We start from the raw sequence: 19,555 nt of genomic DNA on the forward strand, positions 1-19,555 counted from the left end.
CGAAGGGCGAGTGGTCTGATAAGTATGCCGTCAACTGCTCGAACACGCTCGTGCTCGATCATGCGAACCACGCTCAACGAGGAGCCGCCAGATGCCCGGCAGGACAGTGGGGAAGCGGAACAGAATTCGGATCGGTGCGGTGGCCGCGGCCGCGAGCGCCTCGCTGGTGCTCGCCGCGTGCGGCAGCACCAAGGACACCGGCAGCGCCGGCACCGAGGGAGGCGACGGGACCGGCAAGGTGGGCGTGATCCTGCCGCTGCTGACCTCGCCGTTCTGGCAGTCGTACAACGACTACGTGCCCAAGATGGCCAAGTCCGAGGGGGTGGACACGCTGAAGACGGTCAACTCCAACAGCGATCCCTCCCAGCAGATCACCGACATCAACAACGAGCTCAACCAGGGCGTCAAGGGCCTGGTCGTCGCCCCGTTGGACAGCGCCGCCATCGAGGCCGGCCTCGACCAGGCCGAACGCAAGGGCGTCCCGGTCGTCGCGGTCGACGTGGCCCCCGACAAGGGCAAGGTCGCCATGGTCGTACGGGCGAACAACGTGTCGTACGGCGAGAAGGCCTGCCAGTACCTGGGGGAGCAGATCCCCTCCGGCAAGGTCGTGCAGATCATGGGCGACCTGGCCTCCGTCAACGGCCGCGACCGCTCCCAGGCCTTCCGGGACTGTGTGAAGAAGAACTTCCCGAAGCTGAAGGTGCTGGAGATCCCCGCCAAGTGGGAGTCCGACACGGCCGCCTCGCAGCTGGGCACCCTCCTGAACGCCAACCCCGACATCAAGGGCATCTACATGCAGGCCGGCGGCGTCTACCTCGCGCCGACCCTGCAGACCCTCAAGTCCAAGGGGATGCTGAAGAAGGCCGGGCAGGCGGGTCACATCAGGATCGTCTCCAACGACGGCATCCCGCAGGAGTTCGACGCGATCCGCAAGGGCGAGATCGACGCCACCGTCTCCCAGCCCGCCGACCTGTACGCCAAGTACGGCATGTACTACATCAAGGCGGCCATGGAAGGGAAGACCTTCAAGCCCGGGCCGACCGACCACGACTCCACGATCGTCAAGCTGTCCAGCGGCATCCTGGAGGACCAGTTGCCCGCTCCCCTGGTCACCAAGGACAACGTCGACGACCCCAAGCTGTGGGGCAACACGGTCAAATGAGTACCCCACTGGTTGAAGCCGAGGGGGTCGTCAAGCGGTACGGCCCCACGACCGCCCTCGCGGACGGCCGCCTCACCGTCCTGCCCGGCGAGTCCCACGCCCTCGTCGGGCGCAACGGGGCGGGCAAGTCCACCCTCGTCACGATCCTCACCGGGCTCCAGGCCCCCGACGAGGGCACCGTCCGCTTCGACGGCCAGCCCGCGCCTCCGCTCACCGACCGGGACGCCTGGCGGAGCAAGGTCGCCTGCGTCTACCAGAAGCCCACCGTCGTACCCGAGTTGACGGTCGCCGAGAACCTCTTCATCAACCGGCAGCCGCTGCGGCGCGGGTTCATCAGCTGGCGCAGTCTGCACAAGGAGGCCGCCGAACTCCTCGACACCTGGGACGTCGGCGTCGACCCGGAGGCGCGCACCGCCGACCTCAAGGTCGAGGACCGTCAAATGGTGGAGATCGCACGGGCGTTGAGCTTCGGCGCCCGCTTCATCGTCCTCGACGAGCCGACCGCACAGCTCGACAAGCGGGAGATCGAGCGGCTCTTCGGCAGGATGCGGGCGCTCCAGGACTCCGGTGTCACCTTCCTGTTCATCTCGCACCACCTCCAGGAGGTGTACGAGGTCTGCCAGACGGTGACGGTCCTCAGGGACGCCCGCTGGATCACCACGGCCCCGGTCGCCGACATGCCCCGGGCCGCCCTGATCGAGGCCATGGCCGGCGAGACCATCGCCGAACAGGCCGTACAGCTCAGGAAGGTCGAGGAGACCGCGCCCGTCCTCCTCGACGCCCGCGGCCTCACCTCCGACGCCTACGAGAACGTCGACCTCACCGTGCGCCGCGGTGAGGTCGTCGGACTCGCCGGCATCAGCGGCAGCGGCAAGATCGAGCTCGCCGAGTCCTTCACGGGACTGCACACCCCGACCGGCGGAACGGCCCGACTGGACGGCAGGCCGCTGCCGTTCGGCGACGTACAGGCCAGCCTGAAGGCGGGCGTCGGCTTCGTACCGCGCGACCGGCACGCCCAGGGCCTGGTCTTCGGCATGACCATCGGCGACAACGCCACCCTCAGTGTCCTGGACCGGCTCGGCCGCTACGGCTTCGTCGGCACCGACCGCAAGCGCGGCTTCGCCACCGAGCTGATCGACCGCCTCGACATCCACACCGAGGGCCCCGACCAGCCCGTCTCCGACCTCTCCGGCGGCAACGCGCAGAAGGTCGTCATGGCCCGCGCCCTCGCCTCCGACCCCCGCCTGCTGGTCCTCATCAACCCCACCGCGGGCGTCGACGTGAAGTCCAAGGAGTCCCTGCTCTCCCGCGTGGACACCGCCCGCGAGGACGGCACCGCGGTCCTGGTCGTCTCCGACGAACTCGACGACCTGCGCCGCTGCGACCGCGTCCTCGTCCTCTTCCACGGCCGCGTGGTCGCCGAGCACCCGGCCGGCTGGCGCGACCACGAGCTGATCGCCTCCATCGAAGGAGTGGACCACCATGGCTGACACGCAGGCTCCGCCGGTGAAGCAGGTGCGGGTGCCCGAGGCGCGGGTGGCCCGGACGGTCCTGCTGCGCCGCGCCCGCGAACTCGCCCTCGTCCCCGCGCTGTTGCTGCTCATGGTGCTCGGCGCGTTCGTCAACGACTCGTTCCTCACCGAGCGCAACCTCATCTCCATCCTCGGCGCCTCGGCCGCCCTCGCCATGGTGGTGCTCGCCGAGTCGCTGGTCCTGATCACCGGCAAGTTCGACCTGTCCCTGGAGTCGGTCGTCGGCATCGCGCCCGCCGTGGGAGCCCTGCTCGTCCTGCCCGCCGCCCAGTCCGGCTGGGGCACCGAACTCCCGGCCCCCCTCGCCCTGCTCGCGGTCCTCGTGGTCGGCGCGGCGGTCGGCGCCTTCAACGGCGTCCTGGTCGTGAAGTTCAAGCTCAACGCGTTCATCGTGACGCTCGCGATGCTGATCGTGCTGCGCGGACTGCTCGTCGGCGCCACCAAGGGCAAGACCCTCTTCGGTATGCCGGACAGCTTCTACTCCCTGGCCACCACGACCTTCCTGAGCGTCCCGATGTCCGTGTGGCTCGCAGCGGCCGCCTTCGCCGTCACCGGCTTCGTCCTGAAGTACCACCGCATCGGCCGCTCCCTGTACGCCATCGGCGGCAACGCCGACGCGGCCCGCGCCGCCGGCATCCGCGTCGAACGGGTGATGCTCGGCGTGTTCGTCGTGGCCGGCGTCCTCGCCTCCGTCGGCGGCATCATGCAGACCGGCTACGTCGGCGCGATCAGCGCAAACCAGGGCCAGAACATGATCTTCACGGTGTTCGCGGCCGCGGTGATCGGCGGCATCAGCCTCGACGGCGGCAAGGGCACCATGTTCGGCGCGCTGACCGGCGTGCTCCTGCTGGGTGTCGTACAGAACCTGCTCACGCTCGCCCAGGTGCCGTCCTTCTGGATCCAGGCCATCTACGGCGGAATCATCCTGGTCGCTCTCATGATCGCCCGAGTGACGACGGGCCGGGCCCAGGACTGACCCCGCCCGCGTCCCTGTCACCTATCGAAAGGCACTCCGTGTCCCCGACGCCCGCCCGCATCACCGCGGTAGACACCTACGACATCCGCTTCCCCACCTCGCGCGAGCTCGACGGCTCCGACGCGATGAACCCGGACCCCGACTACTCGGCGGCCTACGTCGTGCTGCGCACGGACGCGGCCGACGGGCACGAGGGGCACGGATTCACCTTCACCATCGGGCGGGGCAACGAGGTCCAGGTCGCCGCGATCGAGGCGCTGCGCGGGCATGTGGTCGGACGGTCCGTCGATGAACTGTGCGCGGACCCGGGGACGTTGAACCGCGACCTGATCGGCGACAGCCAGCTGCGCTGGCTCGGCCCCGAGAAGGGCGTGATGCACATGGCGATCGGCGCGGTCGTCAACGCCGTGTGGGACCTGGCCGCCAAACGCGCTCGGAAGCCGCTGTGGCAATTCCTGGCCGACGCCGAGCCCGAGTGGCTGGTCAGCCAGGTCGACTTCCGTTACCTCACGGACGCGCTCACCCCGCAGGATGCCCTGGAGATCCTGCGCGAGGGACGGGAGGGGGCCGACGAGCGAGTCGCGCGGCTCCGCGCGACCGGCTACCCGGCGTACACCACCTCCGCCGGCTGGCTCGGCTACGACGACGAGAAGCTCACCCGGCTCGCCGCCGAGGCCGTCGCCGACGGCTTCAGGCAGATCAAGCTCAAGGTCGGCGCGGACCTGGAGGACGACATACGGCGCTGCCGCGTCGCCCGCCGGGTCGTCGGCCCCGGCATCCGCATGGCGATCGACGCCAACCAGCGCTGGGACGTGGACGAGGCGATCCGCTGGACCGGGGCGCTCGCCGAGTTCGACCCGTACTGGATCGAGGAGCCCACCAGCCCCGACGACATCCTCGGCCACGCCGCCATCCGCAAGGCGGTCGCCCCGGTGAAGGTGGCCACCGGCGAGCACGTCCAGAACCGGGTCGTCTTCAAGCAGCTGCTCCAGGCGAGCGCCCTCGACGTCGTCCAGATCGACGCGGCCCGCGTCGGCGGGGTCAACGAGAACCTCGCCATCCTGCTGCTCGCCGCCAAGTTCGGCGTGCCGGTCTGCCCGCACGCGGGCGGGGTCGGATTGTGCGAACTCGTCCAGCACCTGTCGATGTTCGACTACGTCGCCGTCACCGGCACCACCGAGAACCGGGTCATCGAGTACGTCGACCATCTGCACGACCACTTCCTCGATCCCGTGGTGATCCGGGAAGGCCACTACACGGCACCCGTCGCGCCGGGCTTCTCGGCCGCGATGCGCCCGGAGTCCATCGCGCGGTACACGTTCCCCGACGGCGCCTTCTGGGCAGAAGACCTCGCCGACGACACACAGAAGAAGGGGCAGGCGGCATGAGCGACTTCGAGGGTCTGAAGGCCCTGGTGACCGGCGGCGCCTCCGGCATCGGCCGGGCCACCGCGGAACTCCTCGTCGCACGCGGCGCCCAGGTCGCCGTCCTCGACCTGGACCCGTCCTCGGTCGAGAAGCCGCTGCTGGCCTACCGCGCCGACGTCACCGACGACGCCTCGGTCCGCGAGGCCGTGGCCGCCGCCGTGGCCGACCTCGGCGGACTCGACGTCGTGGTCAACAACGCGGGTATCGGCGCCCAGGGCACCGTCGCGGACAACGACGACGAGGAATGGCACCGCGTCCTGGACGTCAACGTCGTCGGCATGGTCCGGGTGGCCCGTGCCGCCCTGCCCCACCTGCGCGAGTCCGCGCACGCCGCGATCGTGAACACCTCCTCCATCGCGGCCACCGCGGGCCTGCCGCAACGGGCCCTGTACAGCGCGACCAAGGGAGCGGTGTACTCCCTGACCCTCGCCATGGCCGCCGACCACGTCCGCGAGGGCATCCGCGTGAACTGCGTCAATCCCGGTACGGCGGACACCCCGTGGATCGGCCGCCTCCTCGCCAAGGCCCCCGACCCGGCCGCCGAGCGGGCCGCCCTGGAGGCCCGCCAGCCCACCGGCCGCCTGGTCTCGGCGGACGAGGTCGCGGGCGCCATCGCCTACTTGGCGAGCCCGCTCTCCGGCGCCACCACCGGCACCTCCCTCGCCGTCGACGGGGGCATGCAGGGCCTGCGGCTGAGGCCGGTGGGCCAGTGACCACTCTCGGCAGCAGCGGTGTCCGGGTCAGCGGGCTCGGCTTCGGCGCCGGCGCCATCGGCAACCTCTTCACCGAGGTGAGCGACGAGCAGGCGCACGAGGCGGTCACCGCCGCCTGGCAGAGCGGCATCCGCTACTTCGACACCGCCCCGCACTACGGACTGGGCCTGTCGGAACGCAGACTGGGGGAGGCCCTGAGCGCCTTTCCGCGCGCGGAGTTCACGATCTCCACGAAGGTGGGCCGCCGCCTGGAGCCGTCCCCGGACGGCGGCGACGACCTCGCCGACGGCTTCGCGGTCCCCGCCACCCACCGCCGCGTCTGGGACTTCAGCGCCGACGGCGTACGACGCACCCTGGAGGCGAGCCTCGAACGGCTCGGCCTCGACCGCGTGGACGTCGTCTACCTCCACGACCCCGACGACCACGCCGAGGAAGCCTTCCGCGAGGGCTATCCGGCCCTGGAGAAGCTCCGCGCGGAGGGTGTCGTCGGGGCGATCGGCGCCGGCATGAACCAGGCCGGGATGCTCACCCGCTTCGTCCGGGAGACCGACGTCGACGTGGTGCTGTGCGCCGGCCGCTACACCCTGCTCGACCAGAGCGCGCTCACCGAGCTGCTGCCCGCGGCCGTCGAGCGGGAAGTGTCCGTGGTGATCGGCGGTGCCTTCAACTCCGGGCTGCTGGCCGATCCGAGGCCGGGAGCGACGTACGACTACGCACAGGCCCCCGGGGACCTGCTGGAGCGGTCCCTGCGCATGCGGGAGGTCGCCGAGCGGCACGGCATCGGCCTGCGGGCCGCCGCCCTCGCCTTCTGCGCGGCCCACCCGGCCGTCGCGAGCGTCCTGGTGGGCGCCCGCTCGGCGGCCGAGGTCCGGGACGCCGCCGGCCAGTTCGCGACCCCGGTGCCCCCTGACTTCTGGCAGGAGCTGCGCGACACCGGCCTCCTGACCACCGAGGAGCCGTCATGAGAGTCGCCCTGCACACCAAGGTCCGCGCGGACCGCGTCGAGGAGTACGAAGCGGCCCACCGCGAGGTCCCGGAGGAACTGACCACCGCGATCCGTGCCGCGGGCGTGAGCCGGTGGACGATCTGGCGCAGCGGCACCGATCTGTTCCACGTCCTGGAGGTCGAGGACTACCCGGCGATGATCGCCGAACTGGAGAAACTGCCGGTCAACGTCGCCTGGCAGGCCCGCATGGCCGAACTCCTCGACGTCGTGCACGACTACTCCGACGAGGGCGCCGACGCCGGTCTGCCCGTCGTGTGGGAGCTGCCGTGACGGTCGTCGACGCGCACCACCACGTGTGGGACCTCTCGGTGCGGGACCAGGACTGGATCGCCCCGGACAGCCCGCTGCGACGAAGCTTCACGACGGCGGACCTGGCACCGGAGGCCGACGCGGCGGGAGTCGCCCGCACGGTCCTCGTCCAGACGGTCACCGTGCCCGAGGAGACTCCGGAGTTCCTCGCCCTCGCGGCTGGCCACGAACTGATCGCCGGCGTCGTCGGCTGGACCGACCTGACCCGCCCCGACGTCGCCGACGAGCTGGCCCAGCTGCGGCAACTCCCCGGCGGAACCCACCTCAAGGGCATCCGGCACCAGGTCCAGGGCGAACCCGATCCCGAGTGGCTGCTGCGGCCGGACGTCCGCCGGGGCCTGACTGCCGTGGCGGACGCCGCCCTGGTCTACGACCTGGTCGTCCTCCCGCACCAACTGCCCGCGTGCGTCAAGGCCGCCGAGTCGCTGCCCCACCTCACCTTCGTCCTGGACCACCTGGGCAAGCCCCCCATCGCCTCCGGCGCCCTGGAACCCTGGGCGGCCGACGTCCGTGCCCTCGCGGCCCTGCCGAACACCGTCTGCAAACTCTCCGGCATGGTCACCGAGGCGGACCTCGCGACCTGGACCATCGACGACCTGCGTCCCTACGCCGACACGGTCCTGGACGCCTTCGGCCCGGACCGCCTGATGTTCGGCTCGGACTGGCCGGTGTGCATGCTTGCGGCGACCTACGGCGAGGTGGTGTCCGCGGCGCGCGAACTCACCGCCGGCCTCGGCACAGCTGAACGCGCGGAGGTCTTCGGCGGTACGGCCACCCGGATCTACGGCCTCTGACTCTCCCGGGCCGGCCCTGCCAACCGGGTGGGCGGCAGGAACTCCCGCACATACGTCCGCTCCCAGCAGGCCCCCGTCTCCCGCAGTTCCCGCCATGTCGTGTACCGGTAGCGGAAGAGGCGGGCGCGGACGTAGCGGGGCGGCGAGCCGGCCGGGAACGGGGAGCGGCGCAGCAGTCCCAGCGTGGCGGGGTCGTTCTCCAGGAGCCGTTCGACCATCGTGCCGAACCACGCCCCCGCGTACGCCGGGGACAGCGCGGCGAACCACATCATCCAGTCCAATCGCAGATGGTAGGGCGCGAACTGACGCGGCCAGCGCCGTGGATCGCCCGGCTTGCCCTTGAACTCGTACTCCCTCCAGTCGGAGTCCCTGCGCGGTACCTCGTCGGCGGTGCCCTCGACCACCACCTCGTGGCGGACCCGGCTGACGCTGCCGAACGCGCCGTAGGTGTTGACGAGATGGAGCGGGTCGAAGGAACGGTTCATGATCTGGCTGCGGGAGATCATGTTGCGGACCGGGTGGTAGCTCAGGGCGAGCAGGAGCGCGGCGACGGCGAGGACCGTCGCCTCGTACCAGATCGGGGTGGCCGGCAGGTCGGGCGCGTCGCCAGGGAGGTCCAGCGCCGGCACCGCCAGTACGATCGTGATCCAATTCAGCCAGGCGAAGTTGCCCGAGAGCACCAGCCACAGCTGGGTCACGATCATCAGGGACGCGGCCGCCGTGGCGATCGGCTGCGGGGTGAACAGGAGGAACGGCACGACGAGTTGTGTGACGTGGTTCGCGGCCACCTCCACCCGGTGCACCGGTTTCGGCAGATGGTGGAAGAACCAGCTCAGCGGACCCGGCATGGGCTGCGTCTCGTGGTGGTGGTCGAGGCAGGTGAGCTTGCGCCAGCAGTCGTCGCCGCGCATCTTGATGAGCCCCGCGCCGAACTCGACCCGGAACAGGACCCAGCGCAACAGGAACAGCACGACGACCGGCGGGGCCACTTCGTCGTTGCCGAGGAACACCGCGAGGAAGCCGACCTCCAGGAGCAGGGACTCCCAGCCGAAGCCGTACCAGGTCTGGCCCACGTTGACGATCGACAGATACAGCAGCCACGGCACCAGCCACAGCAGCATCCCGCCCCACAGCGGCAGCCAGTTGTCGAGGCCCGCCGCCAGCGCGACCGCCACCGCGCAGCCCGTCCACGCGCAGAGGGCGAAGAACCGGTCCGAGTAGTGGAACTGGAAGAGGCTCGGCGCCCGCCGGAAGGGCACCCGCGCCACGAAACGCGGGACCGGCAGCATTCCGCGCTCCCCGAGCAGCGCCCGGAACTGCAGGGCCGCCGAGAGGAACGCGACGAAGTACAGCCCGGCCAGAGCCCGCTGGAAGACCAGCCGGCTCAGCCAGTGCCCGGGTGCGGTGAACCAGTCCACGGCTGTGCTCTCCTGCCTCCATTGTCCGGCCGAACCCTCTGTGACGCTCCGTGTACCTCCCTTCCGCTTGCGTAACCCAAGTGAGCGAAGGAGACAATAGTGGCGAACTGCCCGGGACGGACTGGAGAGCGTGGTGCGGACACCCCCACGGACCCTCGCCCTGGCCTGCGCTCTCGCGACGGCACTCCTCGTCGCCGGATGCGGGGGCGACGGTGACGGCGGTGAGAACAACGCAGAGGTGAGCGGCGCACTCCTGCCGCAGCCGGCGGCGGCCCAGGGACCGAACCCCTTCACCCGCTCCGCGGCGACCACGCCACCATCCCTCACCCGAACGTCCTAGCGGTACTCGACCGCCCCCCGGACCGTCTCCGGCGACATTCCGGGCCTCTACGGCGGCACCGAGCGCGTCGGCAGTTGCGACGTGGAACGGCAGATCAACGGCCTGACCGCGGACCGGTCCAGGACGGGCGCCTTCGCGCGGGTCGCGGGCGTCTCCCCGGCCCTGGTCCCGGACTACCTGCGCGCACTCGCCCCGGTCGTCCTGCGCGCCGACACCCGGGTCACCGACCACGGCTACCGCGACGGCCGGGCGAGCGGCTTCCAGTCCGTCCTCCAGGCGGGCACCGCCGTCCTCGTCGACCACCGGGGCGTGCCGCGCGTCCGCTGCGCCGGGGGCAACCCGCTGACACCGCCGGTCGCGATGCGGGGCGGCGCGGTCCTGGGCGGGCGGCCGTGGCCCGGATACCGGCCCGAACAGGTGGTCGTGGTGACCCCCAGCAAGCGGGTCCTCACCTCCCTCACGATCACCGACCTCGTCGACCACTCCTGGATCGAACGCCGGATCGACCACGACTGCCGGCACGATCACGCCGTACCCCGGCCGGCACCGGAACCGCCGGTGCCCACGGCGACCCTGAGCGACGACGCGGCCTCGGACCTGGTCAGGAGGCCCGCACCGGACGGCACGGCCCCGCCGGTCGCGGTCCCGCCAGGCGACACCCCGTCGCCCGCCCGGCCCCCTGCGACGCGACCCGGGACCCCCGTGGTCCCGCCGGAGGGCACCCCTACGACGGCCCCCAAGGACCCCGAAGCCGACATCGGGCCCGAGACCGTGCCGGACACCCCCGACCTGCCCGACGGCGGCGGGCTGATCCCCGATGATCCCGATGCCCCGACCGGTACGGACACCGTCTTCGGCAGCCCCACCGACGTCCCCGGTGTCTGACGGCTGCCGAAGGCCCCGGGTCCCGGCGCCCCGCGGTCGAAGAATCGGACAAATCCTGGCAAGGTGGGCCCATGGTTGATCGGGGAGCGAGCGCCCTGTCACTCCCGGACGACTGGCCCGCCCACCCGGACCCGATCCTGGCGCTCAACCACATGGGCAGCTTCGACTGGGACCTGGACACCGGCCTGTTCCACATGGACGCCCAGGCCCACGAGGTCTTCGACCTGCGCCCCGACGAATACGACGGAAGCCCGATGAGCCTCGCCGTCCGGGTACCGCGGGCCGAGGCGCACCGGCTGGACGCGCTGGTCGCCCAGGCCATCAAGGACGGCAGCGAGAACTACGGCACCTACTTCCGCCTGCGCTGCCGCGACGGCACCCTGCGCTGGACCCACACCCAGGGCTACATCCGGCGCGACGAGACGGGCCGCCCGCGCCGGATCGTCGGCATCGTCCGTGACGCCACCCAGGAGATGGGCGAGCTGGAGGCCCGCCGGGAGCAGGCCGCCCAGGACGAGGCCCGGCGCCGGCAGACCAACGTCGTCCAGCTCACCACGGCCGCCCTCGCCCACGCCCGGACCGTCCAGGACGTCATCGACGTCCTCAAGGACACCCACGGGCTCACCCACCTCGGCGCCACCAGCCTGGTCATGGGCCTGGTCGAGGCCGGCCGTATCCGGCTGATCGCCGAGGGCCCGGCGGGCAGCTTCGTGCCCGGCACCGACGTCACCCGGATCGACGAGCCGTACCCGATGAGCGAGGCCGTGCGCACGCTCAGCCCCCGGTTCATCGAGTCGCCGGAGGAGTTCGCGGACCGCTACCCGATCCTGTGGCCGCACATCACCGGCCTCAACATCACCTCCGCCGCCTACCTCCCGCTGATCGCCGAGGCCCGCCCGATCGGCGCCATGGGCCTGCTCTACAGCGACCGCTACGGCTTCACCCCCGAGGACCGCAACGTCCTCATCGCCCTCGGCAGCAGCATCGCCCAGAGCCTTCAGCGGGCCATGCTCTACGAGCAGGAGAAGGACCTCGCCACCGGCCTCCAGCAGGCCATGCTGCCGCGCACCATCCCGAGCGTCCCCGGCGCCGACGTCGCCGTCCGCTACCGGGCCGCCAGCGCCGAAGGGGCTCTCGGGCGGGACATCGGCGGCGACTGGTACGACCTGATTCCGCTGCCCGGGGGCACCCCCTCCGGGGGAGGCCGCGTCGGAGCCGTCATCGGCGACGTGCAGGGCCACGACACCCACGCCGCCGCCGTCATGGGCCAGCTGCGGATCGTGCTGAGGGCCTACGCCGCCGAGGGCCACACCCCGGCCACGGTGATGGCCCGCGCCTCCGTCTTCCTCCACGAGCTCGACACCGACCGTTTCGCGACCTGTCTGTACGCCGAGGCCGACCTGGCCACCGGAGTCGTCCAGGTCGTGCGCGCGGGCCATATCGACCCGCTGGTCCGCCGCGCCGACGGCAGCTGCCACCGGGTGACCGTCGACGGGGGACTGCCGCTCGGGCTGTCCGCGGAGTTCGGGCAGCTCGACTATCCCGTCGCCACCCTCGAACTCGATCCCGGGGGCACCCTGCTGCTGTGCACCGACGGCCTGGTCGAAGAGCCCGGCGCCGACCTCGACGACGGCATGCGCACCCTCACGCGCCTCATCGCCGTGGGGCCCGCCGACGTCCGGGAACTCGCCGACCGGCTCATCGACGTGGCCGAGGAACGCGCCGGCGACGACGACGTGGCCCTGCTCCTGCTGCGCCGCCGCGACCAGGACGCCCCGCGGTCCGGCGGCCGCCTGCGGCAGCACGTGGCCCCGGGGGACCCCGAGGCCCTCACCCAGGCCCGGCACATGATCCGGGCGGCGGTCGGCACCTGGGGCGCACAGGAGCGCTCCGACGAGATCGAACTGGTCGCCGACGAGCTGATCACCAACGCCCTGATGCACACCGAGGGCGCCGCGATCGTCACCCTGCGGGTCCTGACCGGCTCCGACCGGCGGATGCGCGTCGAGGTCGAGGACTCCTCCAGCGCCCTGCCGCGCCGCCGGGACGCGGGCGAGTCGGGGGTCTCGGGCCGCGGCCTGCTCCTGGTCGACCTGCTGAGCGATGTCTGGGGCGTGGAGGCGCGCGGCGGCGGCAAGTGCGTGTGGTGCGAGTTCGTCGTACCCGGAGCGTCCCTGACCTGACCACGGCGGCCTCCGGTGGCACTCTGGACCTATGCCGGAACTCCCCGAGGTGGAAGCGCTCAAGGACTTCCTGACCGAGAACCTGGTCGGCCACGAGATGGTGCGCGTGCTGCCGGTGGCCATCAGCGTCCTGAAGACGTACGACCCTCCGCTCACCGCCGTCGAGGGCCGGGAGGTGGTCGCCGTGCACCGCCACGGCAAGTTCCTCGACCTGGAGACGGACGGTGGCCCGCACTTCGTCACCCACCTGGCCCGCGCGGGCTGGCTGCACTGGAAGGACCGGCTGCCCGACGGCCCGCCCCGTCCGGGCAAGGGCCCACTCGCGCTCCGGGTGGCGTTGGAGACCGGCGCGGGCTTCGACCTCACGGAGGCGGGTACGCAAAAGCGTCTCGCGGTGTATGTGGTGGCCGATCCCCAGGAGGTTCCCGGCATCGCCCGGTTGGGCCCCGACCCCTTGGCCGAGGACTTCGACGGGGCGAGCCTCGCGGCTCTGCTGAAGGGTGAGCGCCGGCAGCTGAAGGGCGCCCTGCGCGACCAGAGCCTCCTCGCCGGCGTGGGCAACGCCTACAGCGACGAGATCCTGCACGCGGCGAGAATGTCCCCGTTCAAACTGGCGGCCTCCCTGACCCCCGAGGAGACCGAAACCCTCTACCGGGCCCTGCGCACGACCCTCACCGAAGCGGTGGAACGCTCAAGAGGTGTGGCGGCGGGCCGCCTGAAGTCGGAGAAGAAGTCCGGGCTGCGCGTCCACGGCCGCACCGGCGATCCCTGCCCGGTCTGCGGCGACACCATCCGGGAGGTCTCCTTCAGCGACTCCTCCCTCCAGTACTGCCCCACCTGCCAGACGGGCGGCAGACCACTGGCGGACCGGAGGCTGTCGAGACTGCTCAAGTGACCGGACGTCGTCAGCCGGGCTCCAGCGTCACCAGATGGTCCCCGGCCGACGTCCTGACCTCGTAGCGGTCGATCTGGTCGGCGTGGAAGGTGGAGCTGCCCATCATGGTGTTGTCACTGGTGGCGTGCCCGGTGGCGTTCCATCCGGTGACGGTCTCCTCCTTGCCGTCGTGGCTGATCGCGACGAGGTGACAGGCACGGGGGCCGGACTCGTCCTTGACCTTGAGCTCCACCTGGGTGCCCCAGTCCTCGTCCTCGGTGGTGACCTGGGCCCACACCCCGGAGCGGGCGTCGGTGGCCTCGATGCTCGTGCCCGGCGCCGCGTCGCCGCCTGTCGTCATCGCGAGGCTGGAACCGCCCACCGTCAGGACGACCGAGGCGGCCACCGCGTACAGCAGGCGCCTGCGGCGTGCCCGGTGCCGGGTCGCCACCTCGCCCAGGAGACGGTTGAGCAGCTGCGGGCCGGGCTGGGCCATCGGATGCACGGTCCGCGGCGTCGCCCGGCGGTACAGCATCATCTGGCGGGTCACCGGACCGAACTCCGTCACGTGTGCCGCGCACTTGGGGCACTCCATGAGGTGGTCCTCGAAGCGGAAGGCCTCCGCCTCGTCCAGCACGCCGAGCGCGTACGCGCCGACGTCGCGATGCCTCTCCAAGGACCTCATGCGGAAACCTCGTACCGTTGAGTGTGGGTGGGGTTACTGGTTGCTCCCACCGGTACGCACCAGCCCGCCGAATCACTCAAGACGTGCGCAGAATCGTGACCAAGGGATTCGGAGCGGCCGGGCCCGCGGATTGGTCCGAATCCGAAGGAATCTAGAAGAGGTGGATGGCGAGGTGGCCGAGGGGCAGACCGAGCTGCCAGGCCGGTGTCCACACCTTCGGACCCTCGTCCTCGCCGACCCCCGCACCGCCGCCCGGCACGGCGTTCAGATCGGGTGCCAGCAGCTCCGTCTCCTCCAGCCAGCGCCAGGCCGCGGCCGCGAGTTCCAGGTCCGCGGCGGGCTCGCCGGTGGCGACCGCCTCGGCGGTCAGCGCGGCCATCCGCTCGCACACCCAGTCCTGCCACGGCTGGTCGTACGCCGTCAGTGACAGCCAGTTCTCCAGCTGCGAGACGACCTGGATCCCGGAGAGCTCTCCCTCGGTGTCGGCGAGGAAGACGGTCAGCGCCAGCGCGTCCCGTCCGGCCCGGAACTCGAAGGACGTCGGCGGCATCAGATCGCCGGAACGCAGCAGCTCGTCGGCGATGTACTCGGCGTACAACCAGGCCATGGGGACGACGAGTTCGCCCCCGCCGGTGCCGTCCGTGCCCTCTTGACCTCTGTGCAGCATCCCTTCCTGCCCTTCCTCCGGTGCGTACGCGTCGCCCGACCCGGGCTCCCAGTGCGGAACACGGATAGGGACACCCGATTACTCAACGGGGGTCCTCAGCAAGGCACTTTACGGAGGCTTGACTTTCCCATCGGTTTCACCGCAGGTCGGCCGCATATCCGGGAAGCACCCGGCGCAGGGCGCGCAGCGCGTAGTACGCGCGGGACTTCACGGTACCGGGCGGAATCCCCAGCATCTCGGCGGCCTCCGCCACACTCGCCCCCTGGAAATACACCAGCACCAGGACTTCACGGTGCTCCGGAGTGAGTGTCTTCACAGCCTCGCGTACGTCGAGGGTGGCGGCCGCCCGCTCGGCGTGATCGGCGCACACCCGGGCGTTCTCCAGTACCGCGTCGCCGACCTCGGCGGGACGCGCCTGCCGGGCCCGCCGCGCGTCGATCGCGAGCCGCCGACCCACCGTCAGCAGCCACGGCCGTACGGACTCGAAGTCGTCGGCGCGCAGCGCCTCGGGATGCTGCCAGGCCCGTACGAGGGTCTCCTGCACCAGGTCCTCGGCGCGTTGCCGGTCGCCGTCGCTGAGCCGGAGGAGGAGCGCGAAGAGGGGCCGGCCGTGCTCCCGCTGCAGTGCGGCGAGCTCGTGCTCGGCGGTCGTCCCGTTCGTGAGGGTGGTCCCGGCCGTCATGGCCGTATGGCACCTCAGCATGGGGCCGGGGGACAGGGCACGCACAAGGATCTGCGGCGGACGGTCGATCGCGTCGACGAACGGTTCGGTGAACGGTCCCTTCCGCGTCCCGGCGGCATCCGTTCCGCGTGCCTTCCGCCCCGGACGGGTCAACAAGGCGGCCGGGCCGTTTGCGGACACGGACAAGCTCATACCTATTCGTCAGTAAATATGACCTCAGTGGGGTGAGCTGATGATTGCACGCAGACGACAGGTTGCCCTGGCCCTCACGGCCCTTCTCGCCGGAGGGGCGGCCTGCCAGGCGCACGGCCACGTGACACCCGGACATCCGGCCCCGTCCGCCGCCGCGGCGCGCGGTTTCACGCTCGTCGCCTCCGGTGACGTCCTTCCGCACAGCTCGATCATCGACCGCGCCCGCTTCGACGCGGGCGGGGCCGGCTACGACTTCCGCCCGATGCTGGCCGGAATCCGATCAGTCGTCTCCCGTGCCGATCTGGCGCTGTGTCACATGGAGACCGTCTACGGCGCGAACGGCGACTACACCGGCTACCCGACCTTCAAGTCACCGCCCGAGGTGGCCCAGGCCCTGGCCGTCACCGGCTACGACGGCTGCTCCACCGCCTCCAACCACAGCCTGGACGACGGCGCCGAGGGAATCCGCCGCACTCTCGACGCCCTGGACCGCGCGGGCGTACGACACGCCGGATCTGCCCGCACCGAGGGCGAGGCGCGCACGGTCACCGTCCTGAACGCGGGCCCGGCCAAGGTCGCCCACCTCGCCTACACCTACGACACCAACGGCTTCCCGTTGCCCCAGGGACAGCCCTGGGCGGTGAACCTGATGGACGAGAACAAGATCCTGGCGGACGCGCGGGCCGCCCGGAAGGCGGGTGCCGACGTGGTCGTCGTATCGCTGCACTGGGGCACCGAATGGCAGGACGCGCCCGACGAGCAGCAGCTGGCCCTGGCCCGCGACCTGACCGCCGCCCGCACCGGCGCACATCCCGACGTCGACCTGATCCTCGGCACCCACGCCCATGTCCCGCAGGCGTACGAGAAGGTCAACGGCACCTGGGTGCTCTACGGCATGGGCGACCAGATCGCCGGCGAGATGTTCAACCACGAGGGCGCCCAGGACCCGCGCGGCAACCAGTCCACCCTCGGCCGCTTTACGTTCGCCCCGCCCGCCAGGCCGGGTGAGCGCTGGCGGGTCGCGAAGGCGGAGTTCGTGCCGCAGATGTTCGACGTGGACGCCGGCCGGGTGGTGAACCTCAACGAGGCGATCGCGCAGGGCGCCGATCTGAGCGGCGTGCGCGACCGGATCCGGGAGGTCGTGCTGAGCCGGGGCGCGGCCAAGGACGGGCTCACGATGGGGAAGTAGCTCAGTCCACGTCCACGTGGTCGAAGGTCCGCAGCATCTCCTTCAACACCCGTACGCACGCCTGGAGTTCGGCGTCGGTCAGCTCGCCGCTCCCGACCTGCCGGTTCAGGGCGTGCTCGCGGGCGAGGATCGCGGTGATGACGGCCGTGCCCTCCTCCGTGATCCGGATCAGCGAGGACCGCTGATGGGCGGGGTTGGGCGTGGCCTCGGCCCAGCCCCGGTCCATCGCCTCATTGGTCATGCGCTGCACGAACTGGCGGGTCAGCGCCATGAGCCGGGCCATCTGAGGAACCGTCATGGGCCCGTACCTGTGGAGCAGGACGAGGACGGAACGCACGCCGACGGACACCCCGCCGGCCGCCTCGTCCTGCTCCAGTTTGCGCAGGCCGCGTCGGTAGAGCGCGCCGACGAGGTCGAACACCTCGCTGACCCGGTGGCCGAGATCGTCGGGGGGCAGTGGTTCGTCGATGTCGTTCACCCGCTCATCATGCACCGGTTCATCATGACAACCGGGTTGTCAAAATCCCTCGCACATGACACCTTGGTTGTCATGACAGCTGCTTCGGAACTGAGCTTCTTCGCGTCCGCCGACGGGGACATCGCCTACCTGGACACCGGAACCGGGGACCCCGTGGTCCTGCTGCACTCGGGCTACGTCGACCACCGCCTCTTCCAGGCCCAGATACCGGCCCTCGCCGCCGGCCACCGCGTCATCGCCGTGGACGTCCGCGGCCACGGCTGGACGGCCAACGCCACCAAGCCCTTCCGCTGGGCCGACGATCTCGCCGACCTGCTGCGCCACCTGGACGCGGGTCCCGCGGTCCTGGTCGGCGTCTCGATGGGCGGGGCGATAGCCGGTGACATGGCGATCGAGTATCCGGAACTGGTCCGCGCGATCGTGCTGAGCGGGTCCTCGGTCAGCGACTTCCAGTACACCCACGAGGCGACCCGGAAGTCCGTGGCCGAGTCCCACCGGACCCTGCACTCGGGGGACATCGAGGGCTGGCTGAAGATCTTCCTGGGGGCCGTGGCCGGTCCGTTCCGCTCGCCGGACGAACTCGACCCGCGCATTCTCGACCACCTGCGCGACATGGCCCTGCACACCATCGCCAAGCACACACCGGGCGAACGGAACTGGCACATACCCATGACCGATACCTGGTCCCGCGTCCCGAAGATCGACGTGCCGGTGCTCACCGTCAACGGCACGCTCGACTCGCCCGACCTGCTCGCCGACGCGGAACTCTTCGCCGGCACCGTCCGCAACGGCCGCTCGGTCCTGGTGGAGGGCACCTCGCACTACCCGAACCTGGAGAAGCCCGAGGAGTTCAACGCGATCGTGCGCGACTTCCTGCGCGCCCTCTAGCGCTCCGTCGGCACCGACCGCTTGTACGAGTACCCGAAACAGATCAGCCCGCTACGGCACCACGGTCACCGGCCACCGGCCCGCCTTGACCAGGCGTACCGCGACGGATCCGACGATCCGGTGGCCGGCCTGCTCCGAGGCGCCGACGACCACCGCGTCGGCCTTGAGCTCGTCCGCCGCCTTCGTCAGTCCGCTGTAGGGGTCGCCGCGGAAGGTGTGGAACTCCCAGCGCACATCGAATATCCCCTTGTTCTGCTCGGTGGCGAGCCGGATCTGGGCGACCAGGTCCTCGGCGATCTCGTCCGTGGTCTCGGCGACCGGAGCGCCGAGCGCGGCCCCCGAGGCGATCACCGGCTGGACGTACACCACGGCGAGCAGCGCGTGCTGCCGCCGGGCCAGACCTCCGGCGTAAGCCGCGGCGCGGAGCGAGGAGTCGGAGCCGTCCACGCCGACGACGATGACCTTGGGCCCGTCCGTGCCCCGCTCGAACTGGTGCGAGTGCTGTTCCGTCACGGCTGTGAGGTTATCGGAAGCCGCAGGTCCGGACGGCATACGGGGCCCCGTCGACATCGGTGCGCAAGCTTCGCGGAAAAGGGGCACCCGAAGGGCGGGCCGCGAACGGGCAGTCATCGAAGCCCGCCGCAGCCCTCGGCGCCCGGCCTCGACGGAGGGGACGAGGCCGGGGCCGAAGCCGTCCGACCCCGTACGACGCTCTCCTGACGCTTCGCCATGCCCCTCGGGGCGTTCTTCGCTGGGCCGGGCGGGTGTATTCGTGCAGCCGCACCGGTGTTGCTGAGGTGCGTCGGCGCTCTGCCGGGCGACTGATGAGTCATGACGAAGGATCAGTTGCTCACTCGGCTGTCGTCGAAGGCGACGGCGGTGCTCACGCGGCGCCGGGCCCTGCTGGCCGGCGCGGCCGCGGTCGGGGCCGCCGGCACGGCCGGAGTGCTCGCGGCCCTCACCGGCGAGGAGCCGGTGCGGCCGGCGCTCCCCGCAGCCGGCCCCCCGGCCCACCGCGCGGTCAAGTCCTCGGCCTACCGCCTCCAGCCCCTGACCGGATACGGCCCGCCGGAGGCCGCCCCCAGGAAGACGCTCGTCCGCCACGAGCCGTTGCTGAAGGTGTCCGGACGCGGCCGGACCATGGTGCTGACCTTC

19 protein-coding genes and 2 pseudogenes are annotated in these 19,555 nt (G+C 71.1%); 15 read left to right on the top strand and 6 right to left on the bottom strand.

Going from position 1 to position 19,555, the window contains the following annotated elements; all coding sequences use genetic code 11:
• Positions 1-91 precede the first annotated feature (91 nt).
• From ACFVYN_RS26465 to ACFVYN_RS26500, 8 genes are read left to right on the top strand one after another with little or no spacing between them, the layout of a single operon-like run.
• Entirely contained in the window at positions 92-1,162 is a 1,071-nt protein-coding gene (locus tag ACFVYN_RS26465; RefSeq protein WP_390002461.1) for a sugar ABC transporter substrate-binding protein, read from the top strand.
• Positions 1,159-2,652 (top strand): sugar ABC transporter ATP-binding protein, encoded by a 1,494-nt coding sequence (locus ACFVYN_RS26470; RefSeq protein ID WP_390002462.1) that lies wholly within the window; start codon positions 1,159-1,161, stop codon positions 2,650-2,652. The genes ACFVYN_RS26465 and ACFVYN_RS26470 overlap by 4 nt, the downstream gene beginning before the upstream one ends.
• Positions 2,645-3,670 (top strand): ABC transporter permease, encoded by a 1,026-nt coding sequence (locus ACFVYN_RS26475; protein ID WP_390002464.1) that lies wholly within the window; start codon positions 2,645-2,647, stop codon positions 3,668-3,670. The genes ACFVYN_RS26470 and ACFVYN_RS26475 overlap by 8 nt, the downstream gene beginning before the upstream one ends.
• 38 nt (positions 3,671-3,708) lie before the next feature.
• Positions 3,709-5,058: an L-fuconate dehydratase gene (locus tag ACFVYN_RS26480; protein ID WP_390002467.1), complete on the top strand. Its 1,350-nt coding sequence runs from the start codon at positions 3,709-3,711 to the stop codon at positions 5,056-5,058.
• Entirely contained in the window at positions 5,055-5,810 is a 756-nt protein-coding gene (locus tag ACFVYN_RS26485) for an SDR family NAD(P)-dependent oxidoreductase (RefSeq protein ID WP_390002469.1), read from the top strand. Before ACFVYN_RS26480 ends, ACFVYN_RS26485 begins: the two co-directional genes overlap by 4 nt.
• A complete protein-coding gene (locus tag ACFVYN_RS26490; protein ID WP_390002472.1) occupies positions 5,807-6,775 on the top strand; it encodes an aldo/keto reductase in 969 nt (322 codons plus the stop codon). The genes ACFVYN_RS26485 and ACFVYN_RS26490 overlap by 4 nt, the downstream gene beginning before the upstream one ends.
• Positions 6,772-7,086, top strand: a complete 315-nt coding sequence (locus tag ACFVYN_RS26495; protein WP_390002473.1) for an L-rhamnose mutarotase — start codon at positions 6,772-6,774, stop codon at positions 7,084-7,086. The genes ACFVYN_RS26490 and ACFVYN_RS26495 overlap by 4 nt, the downstream gene beginning before the upstream one ends.
• Positions 7,083-7,919, top strand: coding sequence for an amidohydrolase family protein (locus ACFVYN_RS26500; protein WP_390002476.1), 837 nt, complete (start codon positions 7,083-7,085; stop codon positions 7,917-7,919). Before ACFVYN_RS26495 ends, ACFVYN_RS26500 begins: the two co-directional genes overlap by 4 nt.
• Here the strand turns inward: ACFVYN_RS26500 and ACFVYN_RS26505 are convergent.
• Positions 7,907-9,337 (bottom strand): lipase maturation factor family protein, encoded by a 1,431-nt coding sequence (locus ACFVYN_RS26505; RefSeq protein ID WP_390002479.1) that lies wholly within the window; start codon positions 9,335-9,337, stop codon positions 7,907-7,909. The genes ACFVYN_RS26500 and ACFVYN_RS26505 overlap by 13 nt on opposite strands.
• 133 nt (positions 9,338-9,470) lie before the next feature.
• Between ACFVYN_RS26505 and ACFVYN_RS26510 the strand changes: the two genes are divergently transcribed.
• From ACFVYN_RS26510 to ACFVYN_RS26525, 4 genes and pseudogenes are all read left to right on the top strand, one after another.
• Positions 9,471-9,677, top strand: a complete 207-nt coding sequence (locus ACFVYN_RS26510) for a hypothetical protein (protein ID WP_390002481.1) — start codon at positions 9,471-9,473, stop codon at positions 9,675-9,677.
• Positions 9,678-9,707: 30 nt separating this feature from the next.
• Positions 9,708-10,562: pseudogene (locus ACFVYN_RS26515) on the top strand (DUF6777 domain-containing protein); the annotation flags it as partial.
• A gap of 71 nt (positions 10,563-10,633) precedes the next feature.
• Positions 10,634-12,745 carry a SpoIIE family protein phosphatase gene (locus tag ACFVYN_RS26520; protein ID WP_390002484.1) on the top strand — a complete coding sequence of 704 codons (2,112 nt, stop codon included), beginning with the start codon at positions 10,634-10,636 and terminating at the stop codon, positions 12,743-12,745.
• 31 nt (positions 12,746-12,776) lie between these two features.
• Positions 12,777-13,640 (top strand): Fpg/Nei family DNA glycosylase, encoded by an 864-nt coding sequence (locus ACFVYN_RS26525; protein ID WP_390002486.1) that lies wholly within the window; start codon positions 12,777-12,779, stop codon positions 13,638-13,640.
• 10 nt (positions 13,641-13,650) lie between these two features.
• On the opposite strand, the gene ACFVYN_RS26530 is transcribed toward ACFVYN_RS26525, so the two are convergent.
• From ACFVYN_RS26530 to ACFVYN_RS26540, 3 genes are all read right to left on the bottom strand, one after another.
• Entirely contained in the window at positions 13,651-14,304 is a 654-nt protein-coding gene (locus ACFVYN_RS26530; RefSeq protein WP_390002489.1) for a zf-HC2 domain-containing protein, read from the bottom strand.
• 151 nt (positions 14,305-14,455) lie between these two features.
• Entirely contained in the window at positions 14,456-14,971 is a 516-nt protein-coding gene (locus ACFVYN_RS26535; RefSeq protein WP_390002492.1) for a hypothetical protein, read from the bottom strand.
• A 136-nt stretch (positions 14,972-15,107) separates the two neighbouring features.
• On the bottom strand, positions 15,108-15,653 hold the full coding sequence (locus ACFVYN_RS26540; RefSeq protein WP_390002494.1) for a sigma-70 family RNA polymerase sigma factor: 546 nt from the start codon (positions 15,651-15,653) through the stop codon (positions 15,108-15,110).
• Between the two features lie 232 nt (positions 15,654-15,885).
• Between ACFVYN_RS26540 and ACFVYN_RS26545 the strand changes: the two genes are divergently transcribed.
• Positions 15,886-17,034 carry a CapA family protein gene (locus ACFVYN_RS26545; RefSeq protein WP_390002496.1) on the top strand — a complete coding sequence of 383 codons (1,149 nt, stop codon included), beginning with the start codon at positions 15,886-15,888 and terminating at the stop codon, positions 17,032-17,034.
• Position 17,035: 1 nt separating this feature from the next.
• On the opposite strand, the gene ACFVYN_RS26550 is transcribed toward ACFVYN_RS26545, so the two are convergent.
• Positions 17,036-17,512 carry a MarR family winged helix-turn-helix transcriptional regulator gene (locus tag ACFVYN_RS26550; RefSeq protein WP_390002499.1) on the bottom strand — a complete coding sequence of 159 codons (477 nt, stop codon included), beginning with the start codon at positions 17,510-17,512 and terminating at the stop codon, positions 17,036-17,038.
• Positions 17,513-17,584: 72 nt separating this feature from the next.
• Here ACFVYN_RS26550 and ACFVYN_RS26555 point away from each other — a divergent pair, with 72 nt between their 5' ends.
• Complete coding sequence (locus ACFVYN_RS26555) at positions 17,585-18,400, top strand: alpha/beta fold hydrolase (protein ID WP_390002502.1); 816 nt, start codon at positions 17,585-17,587, stop codon at positions 18,398-18,400.
• A 51-nt stretch (positions 18,401-18,451) separates the two neighbouring features.
• On the opposite strand, the gene ACFVYN_RS26560 is transcribed toward ACFVYN_RS26555, so the two are convergent.
• Entirely contained in the window at positions 18,452-18,913 is a 462-nt protein-coding gene (locus tag ACFVYN_RS26560; RefSeq protein WP_037716497.1) for a universal stress protein, read from the bottom strand.
• Positions 18,914-19,231: 318 nt separating this feature from the next.
• Here ACFVYN_RS26560 and ACFVYN_RS26565 point away from each other — a divergent pair.
• Positions 19,232-19,555 (top strand): annotated as a pseudogene (locus ACFVYN_RS26565) (polysaccharide deacetylase family protein); the annotation flags it as partial.

It is taken from the genome of Streptomyces sp. NPDC058307 (assembly GCF_042880295.1).
Taxonomy (GTDB): Bacteria; Actinomycetota; Actinomycetes; order Streptomycetales; family Streptomycetaceae; genus Streptomyces.